Consider the following 18,689-nt stretch of genomic DNA (forward strand, 5'->3'; position numbering starts at 1 on the left):
CATCATGCGCCGGGCTTGAAACAGGTCAGATGGCGACCAGATGACCTTCCTGCAAGTGCAACACGCGGTCCATCTGCCGGGCCATGCTCATGTCATGGGTCACCACCAGGAACGCGGTGCGCATCTGGGTGCTCAGTTCCAGCATCAGGTCCTTGATGCCCTGGGCAGTGTGCGAATCGAGGTTGCCGGTGGGCTCGTCGAGCATCACCAGGCCCGGGTTGTTCACCAGGGCACGGGCAATGGCCACACGCTGACGCTCGCCGCCGGACAACTCCGCGGGTTTGTGCTCCAGGCGATGGCCGAGGCCGACACGCTCCAGCAGCGCCGTCGCACGTTGACGGGCCTCGGGGATCGCGGTTTTGCCGATCAGCAATGGCATGCACACGTTTTCCAGAGCGGTGAACTCCGGCAACAGGTGGTGAAACTGATACACAAAGCCCAGCGAGCGGTTGCGCAACTGGCCACGGGCTTTCTCACCCAGGGCCGACAACTCTTCACCGGCCAACCAGACGCTGCCCTGGGACGGCGTATCGAGGCCGCCCAACAGGTTGAGCAAGGTACTTTTGCCGGAACCGGAACTGCCGACGATCGCCACGCGCTCGCCCGGATGCAGTTCAAGCTGCAGGTTGGACAGCACCACCACGGACTCCGGGCCTTCCTCGTAGGATTTGCCCAGGTTGCGGCAGCTCAGGATTGCTTTTTCACTCATGCCCGATTCACTCATAACGTAAGGCCTGTGCTGGCTGGGTACGTGCCGCGCGCCAGGCTGGATACAGGGTGGCAAGGAAACTCAGGACCAACGCCGCGCCGCCTACCATCAACACGTCCTGGGTCTGGACCTGGGACGGCAGATAGTCGATGAAGTAGACGTCGGCGTTGAGAAACTTGTGCCCGATCAGGGTTTCCAGTGCGGCGATGGCCGCGCTGACGTTCAACGCGGCGAGAATCCCGACGGCAGTGCCGATCAAGGTACCGACCACGCCGATCACGGTGCCCTGCACCATAAAGATCGCCATGATCTGACCCGGCGTGGCGCCGAGGGTGCGCAGGATGGCGATGTCGCCTTTTTTATCGTTCACCACCATCACCAGGGTGGAGATGATGTTGAACGCCGCCACGGCAACGATCAGCAGCAACAGCAGACCGATCATGGCTTTTTCCATGCGGATGGCCTGGTACAGGTTGCCGTGGGTGCGGGTCCAGTCGCGGGCGTAATACTCGGACTCGCCCAGGTGCTGGGCAATTTCCCAGGCGCCGCGCGGGGCGTCGAACAAGTCACTGAATTTCAGGCGCAGGCCCTGCACCTGGTCCGGCTGCCAGCGATGCAGGCGCGCCAGGTCGGTGAGATTGGTCAGACCGAGGTAGCCGTCGATCTCGCCAGCGCCGACGTGGAAGGTGCCGACCACGGTAAAACGCTTCATGCGCGGAAACATGCCGGCCGGGGTCACGGTGACTTCCGGGGCGACGAAGGTGAGCTTGTCACCGATACCCACGCCGAGCTTGGCCGCGGCCTTGTCACCGATAACGATGCCAAAACTGCCCGGGGCCAGGTCGTCGAGCCGGCCCTGCAGCATAAACTGGTCGATGATCGAGACCTTGCGTTCCTGGGCCGGGTCGATGGCGTTAAGCAGGATCTTCTGCACCTTGCCGTCGTTGGTCAGCAACCCCTGCATCTGGGTGAACGGCGCAACGGCCACGACCTTGGGGTTCTGCTTGACCTTATCGGCCAGGCTTTGCCAGTCGCTGATGGGCTCGCTGGCTTCGATGGTCGCGTGGGGCACCATGCCCAGCACGCGGGTGCGCATCTCATGATCGAAACCGTTCATCACCGACAGCACCACAATCATCACGACCACGCCCAAGGCGAGCCCGATCATCGAGGTCAAGGAAATGAACGACACAAAATGATTGCGACGCTTTGCACGGGTATAACGCGTGCCGATAAATACGAAGAGAGGTCTGAACATGTCGGGGCTTGTTCGGAGGAAAAGAAGACGTCCCGGTGGCGGGGTCTGGTAAGCAGCTTTACACTCAGACCATTACCGCCAGCAGGGGTTCGCCATGACGACATTAGATGAAGAAGAGCGCCGCGAATACTACCGTATCGACGACATGATCGCACTTCAAATCAAAAGCCTGTCTGCCCCTGAAGCAGCGGGCAAGGAAGTATTGCTGGATGATTCACCGCTGTTCAACCTGCTCAGTGAATTGCACCTGAGCGAATTCGAAGCTCAGCACCTGTTGCGCCAGATCAGCGAGAAAGATCGAAGCCTGGCGGCGTTCCTCAAAGTCCAGAACAAACGCCTGGACCTGCTCAGCCAAGTCATGGCGCTCGGCCTGCTGGACGAAGTGGGCGCGCCGCAGCCCGTGATCATCTCCGAAGGCGGCATCGACTTCCAATACCCCTCATCCTTGACTGTGGGTGCCCACCTGGCGGTCAAGCTGGTGCTGATGCCCCAGGCGCTGGGCCTGTTGCTGCGCGCCAAGGTCACCCATTGCGAAGCCAAGGGCGACGGCTTCGACGTCGGCACGGAATTCGAATCCATGACCGATGCCCAACGCCAGTTGCTGGCGCGCTACATCCTGCAAAAACAAGCCCAGGAGCGGCGCCTGGCGCGGGAAAAAAGCGACGCCCAGGCCACCTGAATTCGTATACACCCGCCGGACGACCTGGCGAAAAGGAGCAACTGTGACCCTGATTTACGGCCATCGCGGCGCCAAAGGCGAAGCACCGGAAAACACCCTGACCAGCTTTCAGCAATGCCTCAAGCACGGCGTACGCCGCTGCGAACTGGACCTGCACCTGTCCATGGATGGCGAGCTGATGGTCATCCACGACCCGACCCTCAAGCGCACCGCCGACCGGCGCGGCAAGGTGGTCGAGTATTCGGCGGCCGACCTGGTGAAAATGGACGCGCGCAAGGGCGGCCCGGGCTGGGTCTCGCCCTGCCCTATCCCGCGCCTGGAAGAACTGTTCGAACAATGCGATTTCGATCACTGGCAACTGGAAGTCAAAAGCGCTTCGCGCACCCGCGCCGCGACCACTGTGTTGGCGATCCGCGAGATGGCGGTGCGCTTCGGCCTGATGGACAAGGTCACCGTTACGTCCAGCTCAAGGGAAGTGCTCAAGGCGGCGGTGGAACTCACCCCGGACCTGTCACGCGGGCTGGTGGCAGAATACGCCTGGCTCGACCCGCTGAAGGTCGCGCAGAACTATGGCTGTGAGTACTTGGCATTGAATTGGACGTTGTGCACACCCGAGCGCCTGGCCAAAGCCCAACGCCAGGGTTTGCACGTATCCGTGTGGACGGTCAACGAACCCGCGCTGATGCGCAGGCTCGCCGACTTCGGCGTAGATAGCCTGATTACAGACTTTCCCGGTTTGGCCACTGCCACCCTCGGGAATTACTGAAATCGGTCTCCCCGGCCGGCTCAGGCCACCGGCCGGAGCCGCTCAAAAAAGCCGGTTGAGGCCGTCGTAGGCCGCTACCCGATAGGCTTCGGCCATGGTCGGGTAGTTGAAGGTGGTGTTCACAAAATACTTGAGGGTATTTTGCTCACCTGGCTGGTTCATGATGGCCTGGCCGATGTGCACGATCTCCGACGCCTGATAGCCGAAGCAATGCACGCCGAGGACCTCCAGGGTTTCACGGTGGAACAGAATCTTCAGCATGCCTTGCGGCTCACCGGCGATCTGCGCACGCGCCATGCTCTTGAAGAACGCCTTGCCCACTTCGTAGGGCACCTTGGCCTTGGTCAGCTCGTGCTCGTTCTTACCAATGGAGCTGATTTCCGGAATCGTGTAGATGCCGGTGGGCACGTCGTTCACATAGCGCCAGCTGCCGTTATCGACGATGCTGCCGGCGGCCGAACGGCCCTGGTCATGGGCGGCACTGGCCAGGCTCGGCCAGCCGATCACGTCACCGGCGCCATAGATGTTGGCCACGCAGGTACGGTAATTCTCGTCCACTTCGATCTGGCCACGGTTGTTGACCTTGACCCCGATGTTTTCCATGCCCAGCTTATCGGTGTTGCCGGTACGCCCGTTGCACCACAGCAAGGCGTCGGCCTTGATCTTCTTGCCGGACTTGAGGTGCAGGATCACCCCGTTGTCCAGGCCTTCGACCCGCTCGTACTCTTCGTTATGGCGCACGGTGATGTTGTTGTTGCTGAAGTGGTAACTCAACGCCTGGGAAATTTCCGAGTCGAGGAAACTCAGCAACTGATCGCGGTTGTCCACCAGCTCCACCAGTACACCCAGGCCACTGAAGATCGACGCATACTCACAGCCGATCACGCCGGCACCGTAGATGATCAGTTTGCGCGGGGTGTGGCCCAGGCTCAGGATGGTGTCGCTATCGTAGATACGCGGGTGATGGAAATCGATATCCGCCGGGCGATACGGGCGCGAGCCGGTGGCGATGATGATGTGCTTGGCCACCAGTTTCTCGACCACGCCGTTGGAACACACCACTTCAATGGTCTGCTCGTCGGCGAAGCTGCCGGTGCCGAAGAACAGGTCGACACGGTTACGGGCGTAGTAACCGGTGCGCGAGGCCACCTGCTTGGAGATGACTTTCTCGGCGCTTTTCAACACATCCGGGAACGAAAACCAACGCGGCTCACCAATAGCCCGGAACATCGGGTTGGTGTTGAACTGCATGATCTGGCGCACCGAGTGACGCAAGGCCTTGGACGGGATGGTACCCAGGTGGGTGCAGTTACCGCCGACTTGGCGACGGCTATCGACCATCGCCACCTTGCGCCCTGCCTTCGCGGCGTTCATCGCCGCACCTTCTCCAGCTGGGCCGGAACCCAGTACCACCACGTCGTAGTTGTAGACAGCCATGCGTACTCCTCAGAACAGGCCAGGCGTACGGTAGGACGCCGGGCTAAATCATGCCGCGGCCAGCGGTCATGAAGGACAATTTGGCTCAAGTGTGTGAACCGGGGCACAGTCTATATAAGGCTCAACGCCGCGCACATTAACCCTTGGTCGCGTCATAGGCCAGTCTTGCCATACTACAGGACGCAAATCAGCGCCGATTTCAGGATGAGCCCATTATGCGACAACTATTGTTTTGTTTAATGCTGATGGTGTCGATCACGGCGCACGCCAGCGATGCGCAGCGCCTTAAGCAAGCTGGCTTCCCGGCACAGGTCGAAGGACTGACGCGAAAAAACCAGGCGATGCTCAATTATCTGTGGGCAGACGTGTATGCCGCAGCGCTGTATGCCCCGTCAGGTCTCAGCGCAAGGCACGCCTGGGACCAGCAGAAAGCCCTGCGCCTGACGCTGTATTACTTTCGCGACATCGACCGCAGTGACGTGATCAAGGCCGCCACGACCACCCTGGCGCGCCAACACGCCAACGCTCGATTAAAGCCGGAACTGGATAAATTGCACGGCAGTTTTCGTGACATCCGCAACGGTGATCGTTATGCCCTGGATTTTCATCCCGGTCGCGGTTTGAAGCTGGAGATCAATGGGCAGGTGGTTTTCAGCAGTGTTGATGATGAACTGGCGAGGGCCTACCTAGGCATCTGGCTCGCGCCTGGGGGGTTGTCGGACAGTTTGCGGGATCGATTGCTGAATTGATGTGTCGGCTGCACCACCACTATCGGGGGCAGCCCCCTCCCACCTTTGAATATATTCACAAATCAAACTGTGGGAGGGGGCTTGCCCCCGATCAGGCACCCCAGGCCACACAAAACCCAGCCACAAAAAAGCCCCGAACCAGTCGGGGCTTTTTCATTCAGCGCAGAGGCTTAGCGCGGAAACGCAGGCGGGTTGACCCCGGCCATGTCTTCCATCACACGCACCACCTGGCAGCTGTAACCGAACTCGTTGTCGTACCACACGTACAGCACAACGCGGTTGTCCTGGGTGATGGTCGCTTCTGCGTCCACCACACCGGCGTGGCGCGAGCCGACGAAGTCGGTGGACACCACTTCCTGAGAATTGACGAAGTCGATTTGCTTGTGCAGATCGGAGTGCAGCGCCATGTAGCGCAGGTACTCGTTCATCTCTTCGCGGGTAGCGGCTTTCTCAAGGTTCAGGTTGAGAATAGCCATCGACACGTTAGGCGTAGGAACACGGATCGCGTTGCCGGTCAGCTTGCCGGCCAATTCAGGCAGGGCCTTGGCAGCGGCGGTGGCGGCACCGGTCTCGGTGATCACCATGTTCAACGCGGCGCTACGACCACGGCGATCGCCTTTGTGGAAGTTGTCGATCAGGTTCTGGTCGTTGGTGTACGAGTGAACGGTTTCAACGTGACCGTTCACGATGCCGAACTTGTCGTTGACGGCCTTGAGCACCGGCACGATGGCGTTGGTGGTGCAGGACGCGGCAGACACGATCTTATCGTCAGCGGTGATTTCAGCGTGGTTGATGCCGTGCACGATGTTCTTGAGCTTGCCCTTGCCAGGCGCGGTCAGAACAACGCGAGCGATACCTGGGCACTGCAAGTGCTGGCCCAGGCCCTCGGCATCACGCCATACACCGGTGTTATCCACCAGCAGGGCGTCCTTGATGCCGTACTGGGTGTAGTCCACCTCGGTCGGGTTCTTCGCGTAGATCACCTGGATCAGGTTACCGTTGGCGGTAATGGTGTTGTTTTCTTCGTCGATGACGATGGTGCCGTTGAACGGGCCGTGGACCGAATCGCGACGCAGCAGGCTGGCGCGCTTGGTCAGGTCGTTCTCGGCGCCTTTGCGCACCACGATGGCACGCAGACGCAGGCCGTCGCCGCCACCGGTTTTTTCGATCAGGATGCGCGCCAGCAGGCGGCCGATACGGCCAAAGCCATACAGCACGACGTCGGTGCCCTTGCGAGCGGCGGCGTTTTGCTGGCCAACCACATCGGCCATTTCCTCACGCACGAACTGCTCGGCGCTACGGCCGTTGGCTTCGGTACGGAATTTGTAGGCCAATTTGCCCAGGTCTACCGAAGCCGCGCCGAGCTTGAGCTCGCTCATGGCCTTGAGCAGGGGGAATGTTTCGTGGACGGAGAGTTCGCTGTCGTCGGCAGAACGATGGCGAGCAAAGCGATGCGCCTTGAGAATCGCGATGACTGACTGGTTGATCAGGCTGCGGCCATAGATCGAACTCACCACATTGTTATTGCGGTAGAGCTGACCGATGAGCGGGATCATCGCTTCTGCGAGTGCTTCACGGTCGATCCATTCACCAAGACACTGGTCGGGCTTCTGAGTCACGGGAACCTTCCACATGTAGGGGCTGAAAAAAGGGGCTACATTATGACGCCCGACCGCCCTCGGAGCAATGCGCCGACCACAACAAAAAGGCCTCGCGAAAAAAAGCGACCCCGCTGCAGCCCAGTAAATACGCGGCTTTCAGAAGGCCACCATTGGAACGCCTCGGGCGACTTGTCCGTAACTCTCCGAAAACCCCATGTGTTTTGGCACTACATATTGAGTCAAAACACCGCTTTGTTTGTCTTAGCCACTACATTTCCTACAAACCGTAATAGGCTCAGTCAGCAACTGACAGGCGGCACCTGGGGCCGTTACAATTACCGACTTTGTCGCAACGCTTGGAGCTCAACCTTCCGTGCCCGTTCTGCGTCTACCGCAACTCCCTGCCGCGGCAGGTAAACAGCACTGGGGCAACCTGCCCGGTGCCGCCCTGAGCCTGGCCATCGCCGAGGCTGCCAGCGCAGCCAAGCGCTTTACCCTGCTGCTTACCGCCGATAGCCAAAGCGCCGAACGGTTGGAGCAGGAGCTGAGCTTCTTCGCCCCCGATTTGCCGGTGCTGCATTTTCCCGATTGGGAAACCCTGCCTTACGACCTGTTCTCACCGCATCAGGACATCATTTCCCAGCGCATCGCCAGCCTGTACCGTCTGCCGGAACTGGCCCACGGCGTGCTCGTGGTGCCAATCACCACGGCGCTGCACCGCCTGGCGCCGACCAAGTTCCTGCTGGGCAGCAGTCTGGTGCTGGATGTCGGCCAGAAGCTCGATGTCGAACAGATGCGCACGCGCCTGGAAGCCAGTGGCTACCGCTGTGTGGACACCGTGTACGAGCACGGCGAGTTCGCGGTGCGCGGCGCGCTGATCGACCTGTTCCCGATGGGCAGCAAGCTGCCTTATCGCATCGATCTGTTCGACGACGAAATCGAAACCCTGCGCACCTTTGATCCGGAAAACCAGCGCTCCATCGACAAGGTCGAATCGATCAAACTGCTGCCGGCGCGGGAATTTCCGTTGCAAAAAGATGCGGTGACCCGCTTCAAAGCGCGTTTCCGTGAACGCTTCGACGTCGACTTCCGCCGCTGCCCGATCTTCCAAGACCTGAGCAGCGGGATTACACCCGCCGGTATTGAGTACTACCTGCCGCTGTTTTTCGACGAAACCTCCACCCTGTTCGACTACCTGCCCCAGGACACCCAAGTGTTCTCGCTGCCGGGCATCGAGCAGGCTGCGGAAAACTTCTGGAACGACGTGCGCAACCGCTATGAAGAGCGCCGCGTCGACCCTTCCCGTCCTTTATTGCCGCCCGCCGAGCTGTTCCTGCCGGTGGAAGATTGTTTCGCGCGCCTGAAAAACTGGCCGCGGGTCGTCGCCAGCCAGCAGGACGTGGATGCCGGCAGTGGCCGCGAGCGCTTCCCCGCGCAAGCGCTGCCTGACTTGGCGATTGAAGCCAAGGCCAACCAGCCGCTGGAAGCGCTGTCCACCTTCCTTGGCGACTTCCCGGGCCGCGTGTTGTTTACCGCCGAATCCGCCGGGCGCCGCGAGGTCCTGCTGGAGTTGCTCGAACGCCTCAAACTGCGCCCGAAGAACGTCGACAGTTGGCCGGACTTCGTCGCGAGCAAGGATCGCCTGGCGATCACCATCGCCCCCCTGGACGAAGGTTTGCTGCTGAATGACCCAGCCCTGGCGTTGATTGCCGAGAGCCCACTGTTCGGTCAACGCGTGATGCAGCGTCGGCGCCGGGAAAAACGCGCGGACGCCAACAATGACGCGGTGATCAAAAACCTCACCGAACTGCGCGAAGGCGCGCCGGTGGTGCATATCGATCACGGTGTCGGCCGCTACCTGGGCCTGCAGACCCTGGAGATCGACAACCAGGCCGCCGAATTCCTCACCATGGAATACGCCGAGGGTGCCAAGCTCTATGTGCCGGTGGCCAACCTGCACCTGATTGCGCGTTACACCGGCAGCGACGACGCCCTGGCGCCGCTGCATCGCCTGGGTTCCGAGACCTGGCAAAAAGCCAAGCGCAAGGCCGCCGAGCAGGTGCGCGATGTGGCCGCCGAGCTGCTGGACATCTACGCCCGGCGCGCGGCGCGCGAAGGTTATGCATTCGCCGACCCGAAAGCCGACTACGCCACCTTCAGCGCCGGTTTCGCCTTTGAAGAAACCCCGGATCAGCAGACCACCATCGAAGCCGTGCGCGCCGACATGCTTGCGCCCAAGCCAATGGACCGCCTGGTGTGTGGCGACGTGGGCTTCGGCAAGACCGAAGTGGCCATGCGCGCCGCCTTCATCGCGGTGCACGGCGGCAAGCAAGTGGCAATTCTGGTGCCCACCACCCTGCTCGCCCAGCAGCACTACAACAGCTTTCGCGATCGCTTTGCCGATTGGCCGGTGACCGTGGAAGTGATGAGCCGCTTCAAGTCCGCCAAAGAAGTGAACGCCGCCGTCGCCGACCTGGCCGAAGGCAAGATCGATATCGTGATCGGCACTCACAAGCTGCTGTCGGACGATGTGAAGATCAAAAACCTGGGCCTGGTGATCATCGACGAAGAACACCGTTTCGGCGTGCGCCAGAAAGAACAGCTCAAGGCCCTGCGCAGCGAAGTCGATATCCTCACCCTGACCGCCACGCCGATTCCGCGCACGCTGAACATGGCGGTGTCGGGCATGCGTGATCTGTCCATCATCGCCACGCCACCGGCGCGGCGCCTGTCAGTGCGCACGTTCGTGATGGAGCAGAACAAAAGCACGGTCAAGGAAGCGCTGCTGCGGGAGTTGCTGCGCGGCGGCCAGGTGTATTACCTGCACAACGACGTCAAGACTATCGAGAAATGCGCTGCCGACCTCGCCGAACTGGTGCCCGAAGCGCGGATCGCCATCGGCCACGGCCAGATGCGCGAGCGCGAACTCGAACAGGTAATGAGCGACTTCTACCACAAGCGCTTCAACGTGCTGATCGCCTCGACCATCATCGAGACCGGCATCGACGTGCCGAGCGCCAACACCATCATCATCGAGCGCGCCGACAAGTTCGGCCTGGCGCAACTGCACCAGTTGCGCGGCCGGGTCGGACGCAGCCATCACCAGGCCTACGCGTACTTGCTCACCCCGCCACGCCAGCAGATCACTGGCGACGCGGAGAAACGCCTGGAAGCCATCGCCAACACCCAAGACCTCGGCGCCGGCTTTGTGCTGGCCACCAACGACCTGGAAATCCGTGGCGCCGGCGAACTGCTGGGTGACGGCCAGAGCGGGCAGATCCAGGCCGTGGGTTTCACCTTATATATGGAAATGCTCGAACGGGCAGTCAAAGCCATCCGCAAGGGCGAACAGCCGAACCTCGATCAGCCTTTGGGCGGCGGTCCGGAAATCAACCTGCGCCTGCCGGCGTTGATTCCCGAGGACTACCTGCCGGATGTGCACGCGCGACTCATCCTGTACAAACGCATCGCCTCGGCCACCGATGAAGAGGGGCTCAAGGACCTGCAAGTGGAGATGATCGACCGCTTCGGCTTGCTGCCGGAGCCGACCAAGAACCTGGTACGCCTGACCCTACTCAAATTGCAGGCCGAGCAACTGGGGATCAAGAAGGTCGACGCCGGGCCCCAGGGCGGGCGTATCGAATTCGAAGCGCAGACGCCGGTCGACCCGCTGGTACTGATCAAACTGATCCAGGGCCAGCCCAACCGCTACAAGTTCGAAGGGGCTACGCTGTTCAAATTCATGGTGCCGATGGAACGCGCCGACGAACGCTTCAATACCCTGGAGGCGCTGTTCGAGCGCCTTATCCCGAAATCTGTTTGAAGGACGCCCCAATGCGCCTGTCCCGCATTCTGAGCCTGTTGTTAGTGATACTTGCGCCCCCGGCGTTTGCCGACAGCCCGTACCAGGTGGAAATGATCCTGGTGCGTCAGAACGCCGAACCGGTGATCTACAGTCGCGCCGCGCCGGAAACCTGGGATGACGGCGCTGAGCGCCTGGGCGACAAAATGAGCCCACCGCGCCTGAGCGCTATCGTCGACAAACTGCGTGGCGACGCCAACTACACGGTGTTGGCCCATAAGGCCTGGGAGCAGAACCTCGGCGAACAACCGGTGAAAATCGCCATCGCCGAGGGTAAGGAGCAGTTCGGCCAATTCCCCATCGAGGGCGTGCTGAACCTGCAACTGGGCCGTTTCACCGATATCGATGCGGATTTCTGGATCAACCAATTCGACAGCAACGGCAGCGTGGTCGCCAGCGAACACCTGGCGCAGAAAGACGTGCGCACCAAGAACAACCAGCTCAACTACCTGGATGGCGGCCATTTGGCGCTGCTGATCAAAATCACCTCACTGACCGCCAAACCGCCCAGCGCACCACCGCCCGACCTGCAGGACTGATCCAGCGCCATGCCCCTCACCCCGCCGTTGACCAAGCCCCTTGCCCCTTCATGGGCCAATCGCTTCAAAGAACAAAGCCTGGAGCGTGGGCGGCGTTATGCGTTGGAAAACCGCGTGCGGATTGTCGAGTCCGGCGACAGCACCATTATCGCCAGTTGCGAAGGCTCGGGCGGCAATGTGTACCGGCAGACCATTTCGCTGCGCGAGTCGGCCAAAGGCGCGCTGCTCCTGGTGGACAGCCGCTGCACCTGCCCCGTACACAGCAACTGCAAACATATCGCGGCTGTGCTACTCAAGGTTCAGGAAACCCTGGCCTACCCGGCGGCGGCTCAAGATGCCGAGTTGCTGGAAAAACTCCAGGCCGTGCTGGATAACCGCGTGGTCCTGCCGCAAGTGCTGATGGAGGACGTGCAACCGGTGCCGCGCCTGTGGCTGGCCAGCGCCGAGTTCAGCGCATTCGAACCGCGCAACGGCAAGATGCAACGCTATATCCAGCACCGCGCGGCACTGGCGTTCAACTACCTGGGTAACTACGTCAGCGGGCAAAAACACGCTGACATCATCGTGCGTCAAGAAACCCAAAGCCTGCGGATCAAGCGACACCCGGAGGTGGAACAGACCTACCGCGAACAGCTGCGCCTGCTGGGTTTCAAGATCGCCACGCGTCAGAGCAAAGCCTTGCCGGAAAGCGCCGGCGAGCTGTTCGAGATGATCAACGACAGCGCCTGGCTGAATTTCACCCTCAACGACTCGCCGACCCTACGCGCCGAGGGCTGGGAATTGCTGCTCGACGACGATTTCGGCTTCGACCTCAGCGCGGTGGACGACTGGTACGCCACCGTCGATGAAGGCCCGGAACGTGATTGGTTCGACCTTGAGTTGGGGATTATCGTCAATGGCCAGCGACTGAGCCTGTTGCCGATCCTGCTGAACCTGATGCGCTCTCACACCGAAATCCTCAACCCGGAGAAGCTCGCACGGCGCCGCGACGATGAACTGATCCTGGTGAACATCCCCGCCGCGCCCAACGGCGACCATGGCCCCGTGCAGGTGGCGCTGCCCTACGGTCGCTTGAAACCGGTGCTGGCCACCCTTGGTGAGTTCTACCTGCAGGAACCGGGCAGTACTGCGCTGCGCTTGGCCAAGGCCGATGCGGTCCGACTCAACCCGCTGGAAGGCCTGCCTCTGCAATGGGAGGGCGGTGACAAAATCCGCAACTTCGCCCAACGCCTGCGGGACATCAAGGACTTCACCTGCGCGGCCCCCGAAGGCTTGAACGCGACGTTGCGCCCTTACCAGTTGGAAGGCTTGAGCTGGATGCAATCGCTGCGGCAATTAGAGGTGGGCGGCATTCTGGCGGATGACATGGGCCTGGGCAAAACCCTACAAACCCTGGCGCATATTCTCAGCGAAAAAAACGCCGGGCGCTTGGACCGGCCCTGCATGGTGGTGATGCCCACCAGTCTGATCCCTAACTGGCTTGATGAAGCAGCGCACTTCACCCCGCAACTGAAAGTACTGGCACTGTACGGTGCCGGACGTAAGAAACATCTCCCAAATTTGCAGGACTATGACCTGCTGCTCACCACCTATGCACTGCTGCCCAAGGACATCGAGCATCTGGCCACCCTGCCCTTGCATGTGCTGATCCTCGACGAAGCGCAGTACATCAAGAACCCGACCAGCAAGGCCGCCCAGGCGGCACGCGAGCTGAACGCACGGCAGCGCCTGTGCCTGAGCGGCACGCCGCTGGAAAACCACTTGGGCGAGCTGTGGTCGCTGTTTCACTTTCTGCTGCCGGGCTGGCTGGGCGATGTGAAGAGCTTTAATCGCGACTACCGCGTGCCCATCGAAAAGCGCGCCAGCGATGTGCGATTGCAGCACCTGAACGGTCGGATCAAGCCGTTTCTACTGCGTCGCACCAAGGAACAGGTGGCTACCGAACTGCCGCCGAAGACCGAGATCATCCACTGGGTCGACCTCAACGAAGCCCAGCGCGACGTGTACGAGACCATGCGCCTGGCCATGGACAAGAAGGTCCGCGACGAGATCACCCGCAAAGGCGTGGCACGCAGCCAGATCATCATCCTTGAGGCGCTGCTTAAGCTGCGCCAAGTGTGCTGCGACCTGCGCCTGATCAACGATGCCACCCTGCCCGCTCGCGGCAGCAGCTCGGGCAAGCTCGACAGTTTGATGGACATGCTCGACGAGCTGTTTGCCGAAGGTCGGCGGATCCTGTTGTTTTCCCAATTCACCTCGATGCTGAGCCTGATCGAAGCCGAGCTGAAAAAACGCGGCATTGCCTACGCACTACTGACCGGGCAGACCCGTGATCGGCGCACGCCGGTCAAGGACTTCCAGAGCGGCAAGCTGCAGATATTTCTGATCAGCTTGAAGGCCGGCGGTGTGGGCCTGAACCTGACAGAAGCCGACACCGTGATCCACTACGATCCCTGGTGGAACCCGGCCACGGAAAACCAGGCCACTGACCGTGCCTATCGCATCGGCCAGGAGAAACCGGTATTCGTCTACAAGATGATTGCGCGCGGCACGGTGGAAGAGAAAATCCAGCACCTGCAAAAGGAGAAATCCGATCTGGCGGCGGGGGTGCTGGATGGACGAACCACGGGTGATTGGCAGTTGGGCAATGAGGATATCGAGGCGTTGTTCGCGCCGTTGTCCAATAAGCAGGAGAAGCGGTGACGGAGCGAGGTATCAGTCGATCAACTGGGCTTCGCGTAACGCCGTAAGCGCCGCCAACCAGCGCGGGTCTTGCTTGTACTCCGTTGAAGCCATTGCCTGACCGCGCATGCGCGCGATGCGAGGCGACGGCGTGACCTTCATACGCTGCGCAGCACTCAACGCCAACTCCGCCGCCGCGCGATCATTGCACACCAAGCCCATGTCGCAACCGGCGGTCAACGCGGCCTTGATACGGCTGGCCGCGTCACCGACCACATGGGCACCGGCCATGGACAAGTCGTCACTGAAAATCACCCCATCGAATTGCAACTCGCCGCGCAGAATGTCTTGCAACCAGCGACGCGAAAAACCGGCAGGCTGGGCGTCCACCTGCGGGTAGATCACGTGGGCCGGCATCACCGCCGCCAATTGCTGGCTCAGACGTGCGAAAGGCACCAGATCATTGGCGCGAATCTGCTCCAGGCTGCGCTCGTCATTAGGAATTGCGACGTGGGAATCGGCCTCAGCCCAGCCGTGGCCTGGGAAATGTTTACCGGTGGCAGCCATACCGGCGCTGTTCATGCCACGGATAAAGGCACCGGCGAGTAAGGCGGCACGCTCCGGGTCGCCCTCGAAGGATCGGGTGCCGACCACAGCGCTGCGTTGGTAATCAAGGTCCAGTACCGGGGCAAAACTCAGGTCAAGGCCAACCGCCAGCACTTCCGTAGCCATGATCCAGCCGCATTGCTCGGCCAGGTATTCAGCGTTGGGGTTGTCCGCGAGCGCTCGCATGGCCGGCAGACGCACAAAGCCCTGGCGCAGGCGCTGCACGCGGCCGCCCTCTTGGTCGACGGCCAGCAACAGGTCGGGGCGCACCGCGCGAATGGCCGCGCTCAGTTCACGCACCTGGCGCGGATGTTCGATATTGCGCGCGAAAATAATCAGCCCACCCACTTCAGGCTGGCGCAACAAGTGGCGATCCTCAGCCGTGAGCCAGGTACCGGCCACGTCGACCATCAAAGAACCTTGCAGGGCAGCAGTCATAAACCTTCCTTATATAACGCACACAACCCGTTGCGCTCACGGCGCACGAAGGGCGCGGCGAGCACAACGGGTTGCGAATAAATAGCTGAAATCGGCATGGCGGCTAGCTTAGCGGATGCCAATGGCCGCGCACACCCAGGGCAATCAAACCTTGGCGGGAATGGGCACTGTTTTGCTGCGTGGGCGCAGTTGCGCAGCGGCCATGGCTGGGTCGGTCACGCCGGTCTCGGCACGCATACCGGCGGCCAGGAACGGCACCATCAAACGCATCACTTGCTCAATGGAAGTGTTAACGCCGAAGTCGGTCTCGGCAATCGCGCGCAATGCCTTGATCCCGGACATACTGAACGCCGCCGCGCCGAGCATAAAGTGGACGCGCCAGAACAGTTCGATCGGTGGAATACGTGGGGCAGCTTCGTTGACCAGCAACATATAGCGACGAAATACCTTGCCGTACATGTCTTCCAGGTAACGCCGCAGGTGGCCTTGACTCTGACTGAACGCCAGGCCGAGCAAACGCATAAAGATCGACAGGTCGTTACCGCTACGCGGTTGCACTACCAGCGCCTGCTCAACGAGAATTTCCAGCAATTCTTCAAGGCTGGGCTTGTTGTCGGCCTTGGCCTGGCGACGTTCAAGCTCGCGGTCGAGGCTGGCGCAGAAAGGCCCCAGAAAGCGTGAAAAAACGGCCTGGATAAGGGCTTTCTTCGAGCCGAAATGGTAATTCACCGCCGCGAGGTTGACCCCGGCTTTGCTGGTAATCAGCCGCAATGAAGTTTCAGCAAATCCTTTTTCCGCGAACAATTGCTCAGCAGCATCGAGAATGCGCTCAACGGTTTCCGACTGGGCCATGGCTACTCCGCCTGACAAACACTTGTTTGAAACATACGTTTCAGGGTGTGTCTTGTCAAGCCTGAGGAGCCGTTTTCCGGCCGGGCAGTCATGCATGTGCGTGCTATTTAATCACATCCGTATCCGTCTGTAGGTAGCGCTATCCGTGACTTGTAGGACGGATATCGAATGACCGTCCAGCGGAGTGCCGAAAAAGGATGATTGCCAAGCGCAGTTCACTGTATATAATCCCAGTCACTGTATAAAAAGACAGAGCGATCAACATGCTAAAACTGACGCCACGCCAAGCTGAGATTCTGGCTTTTATCAAGCGCTGCCTTGACGACAACGGCTACCCGCCGACACGAGCCGAAATTGCGCTGGAACTGGGGTTCAAGTCCCCTAACGCCGCCGAAGAACACCTCAAGGCCCTCGCACGCAAAGGCGCTATCGAGATGACCCCCGGTGCTTCGCGGGGCATTCGCATCCCTGGCTTCGAGGCCAAGGCCGACGAGTCGACGCTGCCCATCATCGGCCGTGTCGCCGCCGGTGCGCCGATCCTGGCGCAGCAGCACGTCGAGGAATCCTGCAACATTAATCCGACCTTCTTCCACCCTCGCGCTGATTACCTCTTGCGGGTACACGGCATGAGTATGAAGGACGTCGGTATCTTCGACGGTGATCTGCTGGCCGTCCATACCACCCGCGAAGCCCGTAATGGTCAGATCGTCGTGGCCCGTATCGGCGATGAAGTCACCGTCAAACGCTTCAAGCGCGAAGGCAGCAAGGTCTGGCTACTGGCCGAGAACCCTGAGTTCGCCCCGATTGAAGTGAACCTGAAAGATCAGGATCTGGTGATCGAAGGCTTGAGCGTCGGCGTCATTCGCCGCTAGAGGAGGCACCATGCAGCTCGTACACACCCCACAACACACCCAACTGTCGCTGTTCGAGGCCTTTATGGCCCATCCTCTCGCGCCTATCCTCAAGGAAACGGTCGAAGCGCCCTGGAGCGCCGAACCCGAGGTGTTCAGTGAGCTGTCGTTGCGCGGTGCTGCCGGGAGCTGCCTGAGCCTGCTGGCGCCAATTCTTCGCGAATTGAGTGAGGAACAGGACGCCCGCTGGCTAACGCTGATCGCTCCGCCTGCCAGTCTTACCCAGGCTTGGCTGCGGGACGCCGGCCTTAACCGCGAACGCATCCTGTTGCTGCAACCGCGCGGTACGCAAAGCGCACAACAGCTGACTTGCGAGGCCTTACGCTTGGGCCGAAGCCACACCGTGGTCAGCTGGCTCAACCCATTGAACGCGGCCGCTAAGCAACAACTGGTGAGCGCTGCGCGTGTTGGGGATGCACAGAGCTTGAATATTCGATTGGGATGAAGGTTTCGCTACGCGGAGGGCCTCAGCAGGGCTCGCTGGGGTGAAGATGCTCTTTGTGGTCAGCGGGCGTGTCCCATATTGGAGCGCTGCTTCGCAGCCGGACGTGGGATAAGCCCGCCGACCACAACAATACCGAACAGCCTGAAATCAGTGAAGGACCCGCGGCCCGTCTTCTTTCTCCGGCTCGCCCTCGGCCAGGCGACCAGCCATCTGCACGCCGACGCTCAACATGGCTTTCGCCACTTCCACATGCTGACCTTGCAGAAAAGCTTTGGCGTCCTCGGAAAAATCCAAGATAACCAGAGAACCTTCGTCCTCCGCCCGGCGCAGCTCAATTCGGCCGTCAGGCAGTTCAACAATTTCCAGAAAGGACGTCGGCATAAAAGTCTGTTCTCCACGAAAGGGCAGGATTATATCAGTCATCCGCCAAGCCTCGGTGCGGATCTCAACAGGTTTCTTTACGTCTTGATGAACGGCGTGGTTAGCGCCACGCCATTGCCCTGCGTTCTAGCACTCGCTCAACCCTTCCCGAAAACGCAGTGCCAGTTTTTTCAGTTCCTGGCGCCAGCTCTCCAGCTCTTTCCGGCTCAAAGGTTCAGGCTCCTCGTCTTCCACTGCAACCGCAACGATCAGCGGCTGGGTCACATCGCCCTTGGGCACATGAGGAATGCGCGGCGGCTGGAACATATCGGCATGGGCCTTGAGCAAGCGCGCCAACCAGCTTTCAGGGCTTTGGGCCATTTCCACCAGCTCGGCCAACTCGGGAATGGCCATGGCGTCCAATACTTCGCGGCTCATGATCATCTCTGCCCGAGGAGAACCCGCCTGCGGCAGGCGATAGAACCCTGCTATTTCATGGCACAGGCCCAGCAAAGCGCCGTACAGGTGGAATAACGCCGCTTCACGCCCGGCCTGCACCAGCGCGATCGCGTTCATCTCCTTACCTTCCTCGGCGCGGCCAAGGGCTTCCAGGGATAAACCCGCGAAGTAAATTTTCTGATTGGTACGGGTATAGAGTTCGTGGGCCATAACGGCAGTCTCCACAACGAATTAGGCGTGATGCTGGCTGAATAGTGTCACGGATCAGCCGAATCGACTGCAAGCGCAATCAAGCGCTGCTTATGCAGATCAAAACGCTACTTCAGGATCTAAAAG

At 60.5% G+C, this 18,689-nt stretch carries 16 protein-coding genes; 8 read left to right on the forward strand and 8 right to left on the reverse strand.

Features of this window, described 5'->3' with window-relative positions; genetic code table 11:
• Positions 1-25: 25 nt before the first annotated feature.
• Positions 26-709: a lipoprotein-releasing ABC transporter ATP-binding protein LolD gene (gene lolD, locus K1567_RS08000; protein ID WP_162830773.1), complete on the reverse strand. Its 684-nt coding sequence runs from the start codon at positions 707-709 to the stop codon at positions 26-28.
• Positions 710-716: 7 nt separating this feature from the next.
• Entirely contained in the window at positions 717-1,967 is a 1,251-nt protein-coding gene (locus K1567_RS08005) for a lipoprotein-releasing ABC transporter permease subunit (RefSeq protein ID WP_034096489.1), read from the reverse strand.
• 94 nt (positions 1,968-2,061) lie between these two features.
• On the opposite strand from K1567_RS08005, the gene K1567_RS08010 reads away from it, so the two are divergent.
• Positions 2,062-2,646 carry a PilZ domain-containing protein gene (locus K1567_RS08010; RefSeq protein ID WP_034112467.1) on the forward strand — a complete coding sequence of 195 codons (585 nt, stop codon included), beginning with the start codon at positions 2,062-2,064 and terminating at the stop codon, positions 2,644-2,646.
• 43 nt (positions 2,647-2,689) lie between these two features.
• Positions 2,690-3,412 carry a glycerophosphodiester phosphodiesterase family protein gene (locus K1567_RS08015; RefSeq protein WP_034096487.1) on the forward strand — a complete coding sequence of 241 codons (723 nt, stop codon included), beginning with the start codon at positions 2,690-2,692 and terminating at the stop codon, positions 3,410-3,412.
• 42 nt (positions 3,413-3,454) lie between these two features.
• Here K1567_RS08015 and sthA read toward each other — a convergent pair whose 3' ends face one another.
• A complete protein-coding gene (gene sthA / locus K1567_RS08020; RefSeq protein WP_034096486.1) occupies positions 3,455-4,849 on the reverse strand; it encodes a Si-specific NAD(P)(+) transhydrogenase in 1,395 nt (464 codons plus the stop codon).
• A 215-nt stretch (positions 4,850-5,064) separates the two neighbouring features.
• On the opposite strand from sthA, the gene K1567_RS08025 reads away from it, so the two are divergent.
• Positions 5,065-5,598: a chalcone isomerase family protein gene (locus tag K1567_RS08025; protein ID WP_220698333.1), complete on the forward strand. Its 534-nt coding sequence runs from the start codon at positions 5,065-5,067 to the stop codon at positions 5,596-5,598.
• Positions 5,599-5,768: 170 nt separating this feature from the next.
• On the opposite strand, the gene K1567_RS08030 is transcribed toward K1567_RS08025, so the two are convergent.
• Positions 5,769-7,232 (reverse strand): glyceraldehyde-3-phosphate dehydrogenase, encoded by a 1,464-nt coding sequence (locus tag K1567_RS08030; protein ID WP_034096484.1) that lies wholly within the window; start codon positions 7,230-7,232, stop codon positions 5,769-5,771.
• A 340-nt stretch (positions 7,233-7,572) separates the two neighbouring features.
• Between K1567_RS08030 and mfd the strand changes: the two genes are divergently transcribed.
• Genes mfd through K1567_RS08045 form a run of 3 tightly spaced genes read left to right on the forward strand, consistent with a single transcriptional unit; the run spans position 7,573 to position 14,303 of the window.
• Complete coding sequence (mfd, locus tag K1567_RS08035; RefSeq protein WP_034137408.1) at positions 7,573-11,022, forward strand: transcription-repair coupling factor; 3,450 nt, start codon at positions 7,573-7,575, stop codon at positions 11,020-11,022.
• Between the two features lie 11 nt (positions 11,023-11,033).
• Complete coding sequence (locus K1567_RS08040; RefSeq protein ID WP_034096482.1) at positions 11,034-11,600, forward strand: CsiV family protein; 567 nt, start codon at positions 11,034-11,036, stop codon at positions 11,598-11,600.
• A gap of 9 nt (positions 11,601-11,609) precedes the next feature.
• A complete protein-coding gene (locus K1567_RS08045; RefSeq protein WP_220698334.1) occupies positions 11,610-14,303 on the forward strand; it encodes a DEAD/DEAH box helicase in 2,694 nt (897 codons plus the stop codon).
• Positions 14,304-14,315: 12 nt separating this feature from the next.
• Here the strand turns inward: K1567_RS08045 and nagZ are convergent, their stop codons facing one another.
• Together nagZ and psrA are read right to left on the reverse strand one after the other, a co-directional pair.
• Positions 14,316-15,326, reverse strand: a complete 1,011-nt coding sequence (nagZ, locus tag K1567_RS08050; protein ID WP_034096480.1) for a beta-N-acetylhexosaminidase — start codon at positions 15,324-15,326, stop codon at positions 14,316-14,318.
• Between the two features lie 144 nt (positions 15,327-15,470).
• Entirely contained in the window at positions 15,471-16,178 is a 708-nt protein-coding gene (gene psrA / locus K1567_RS08055; RefSeq protein ID WP_034096479.1) for a transcriptional regulator PsrA, read from the reverse strand.
• Between the two features lie 263 nt (positions 16,179-16,441).
• On the opposite strand from psrA, the gene lexA reads away from it, so the two are divergent.
• Both lexA and sulA read left to right on the forward strand, forming a co-directional pair.
• Positions 16,442-17,050: a transcriptional repressor LexA gene (gene lexA, locus K1567_RS08060; RefSeq protein ID WP_003172575.1), complete on the forward strand. Its 609-nt coding sequence runs from the start codon at positions 16,442-16,444 to the stop codon at positions 17,048-17,050.
• Positions 17,051-17,060: 10 nt separating this feature from the next.
• On the forward strand, positions 17,061-17,534 hold the full coding sequence (gene sulA, locus K1567_RS08065; protein ID WP_034096478.1) for an SOS-induced cell division inhibitor SulA: 474 nt from the start codon (positions 17,061-17,063) through the stop codon (positions 17,532-17,534).
• A gap of 147 nt (positions 17,535-17,681) precedes the next feature.
• Here sulA and K1567_RS08070 read toward each other — a convergent pair whose 3' ends face one another.
• Positions 17,682-17,915: a hypothetical protein gene (locus K1567_RS08070; protein ID WP_017254451.1), complete on the reverse strand. Its 234-nt coding sequence runs from the start codon at positions 17,913-17,915 to the stop codon at positions 17,682-17,684.
• 126 nt (positions 17,916-18,041) lie between these two features.
• Complete coding sequence (locus tag K1567_RS08075) at positions 18,042-18,563, reverse strand: DUF6586 family protein (protein WP_034096477.1); 522 nt, start codon at positions 18,561-18,563, stop codon at positions 18,042-18,044.
• Positions 18,564-18,689: the final 126 nt, after the last annotated feature.

It is taken from the genome of Pseudomonas sp. S5F11, assembly GCF_019641515.1.
In the GTDB taxonomy this organism is placed as follows: domain Bacteria; phylum Pseudomonadota; class Gammaproteobacteria; order Pseudomonadales; family Pseudomonadaceae; genus Aquipseudomonas; species Aquipseudomonas rhodesiae.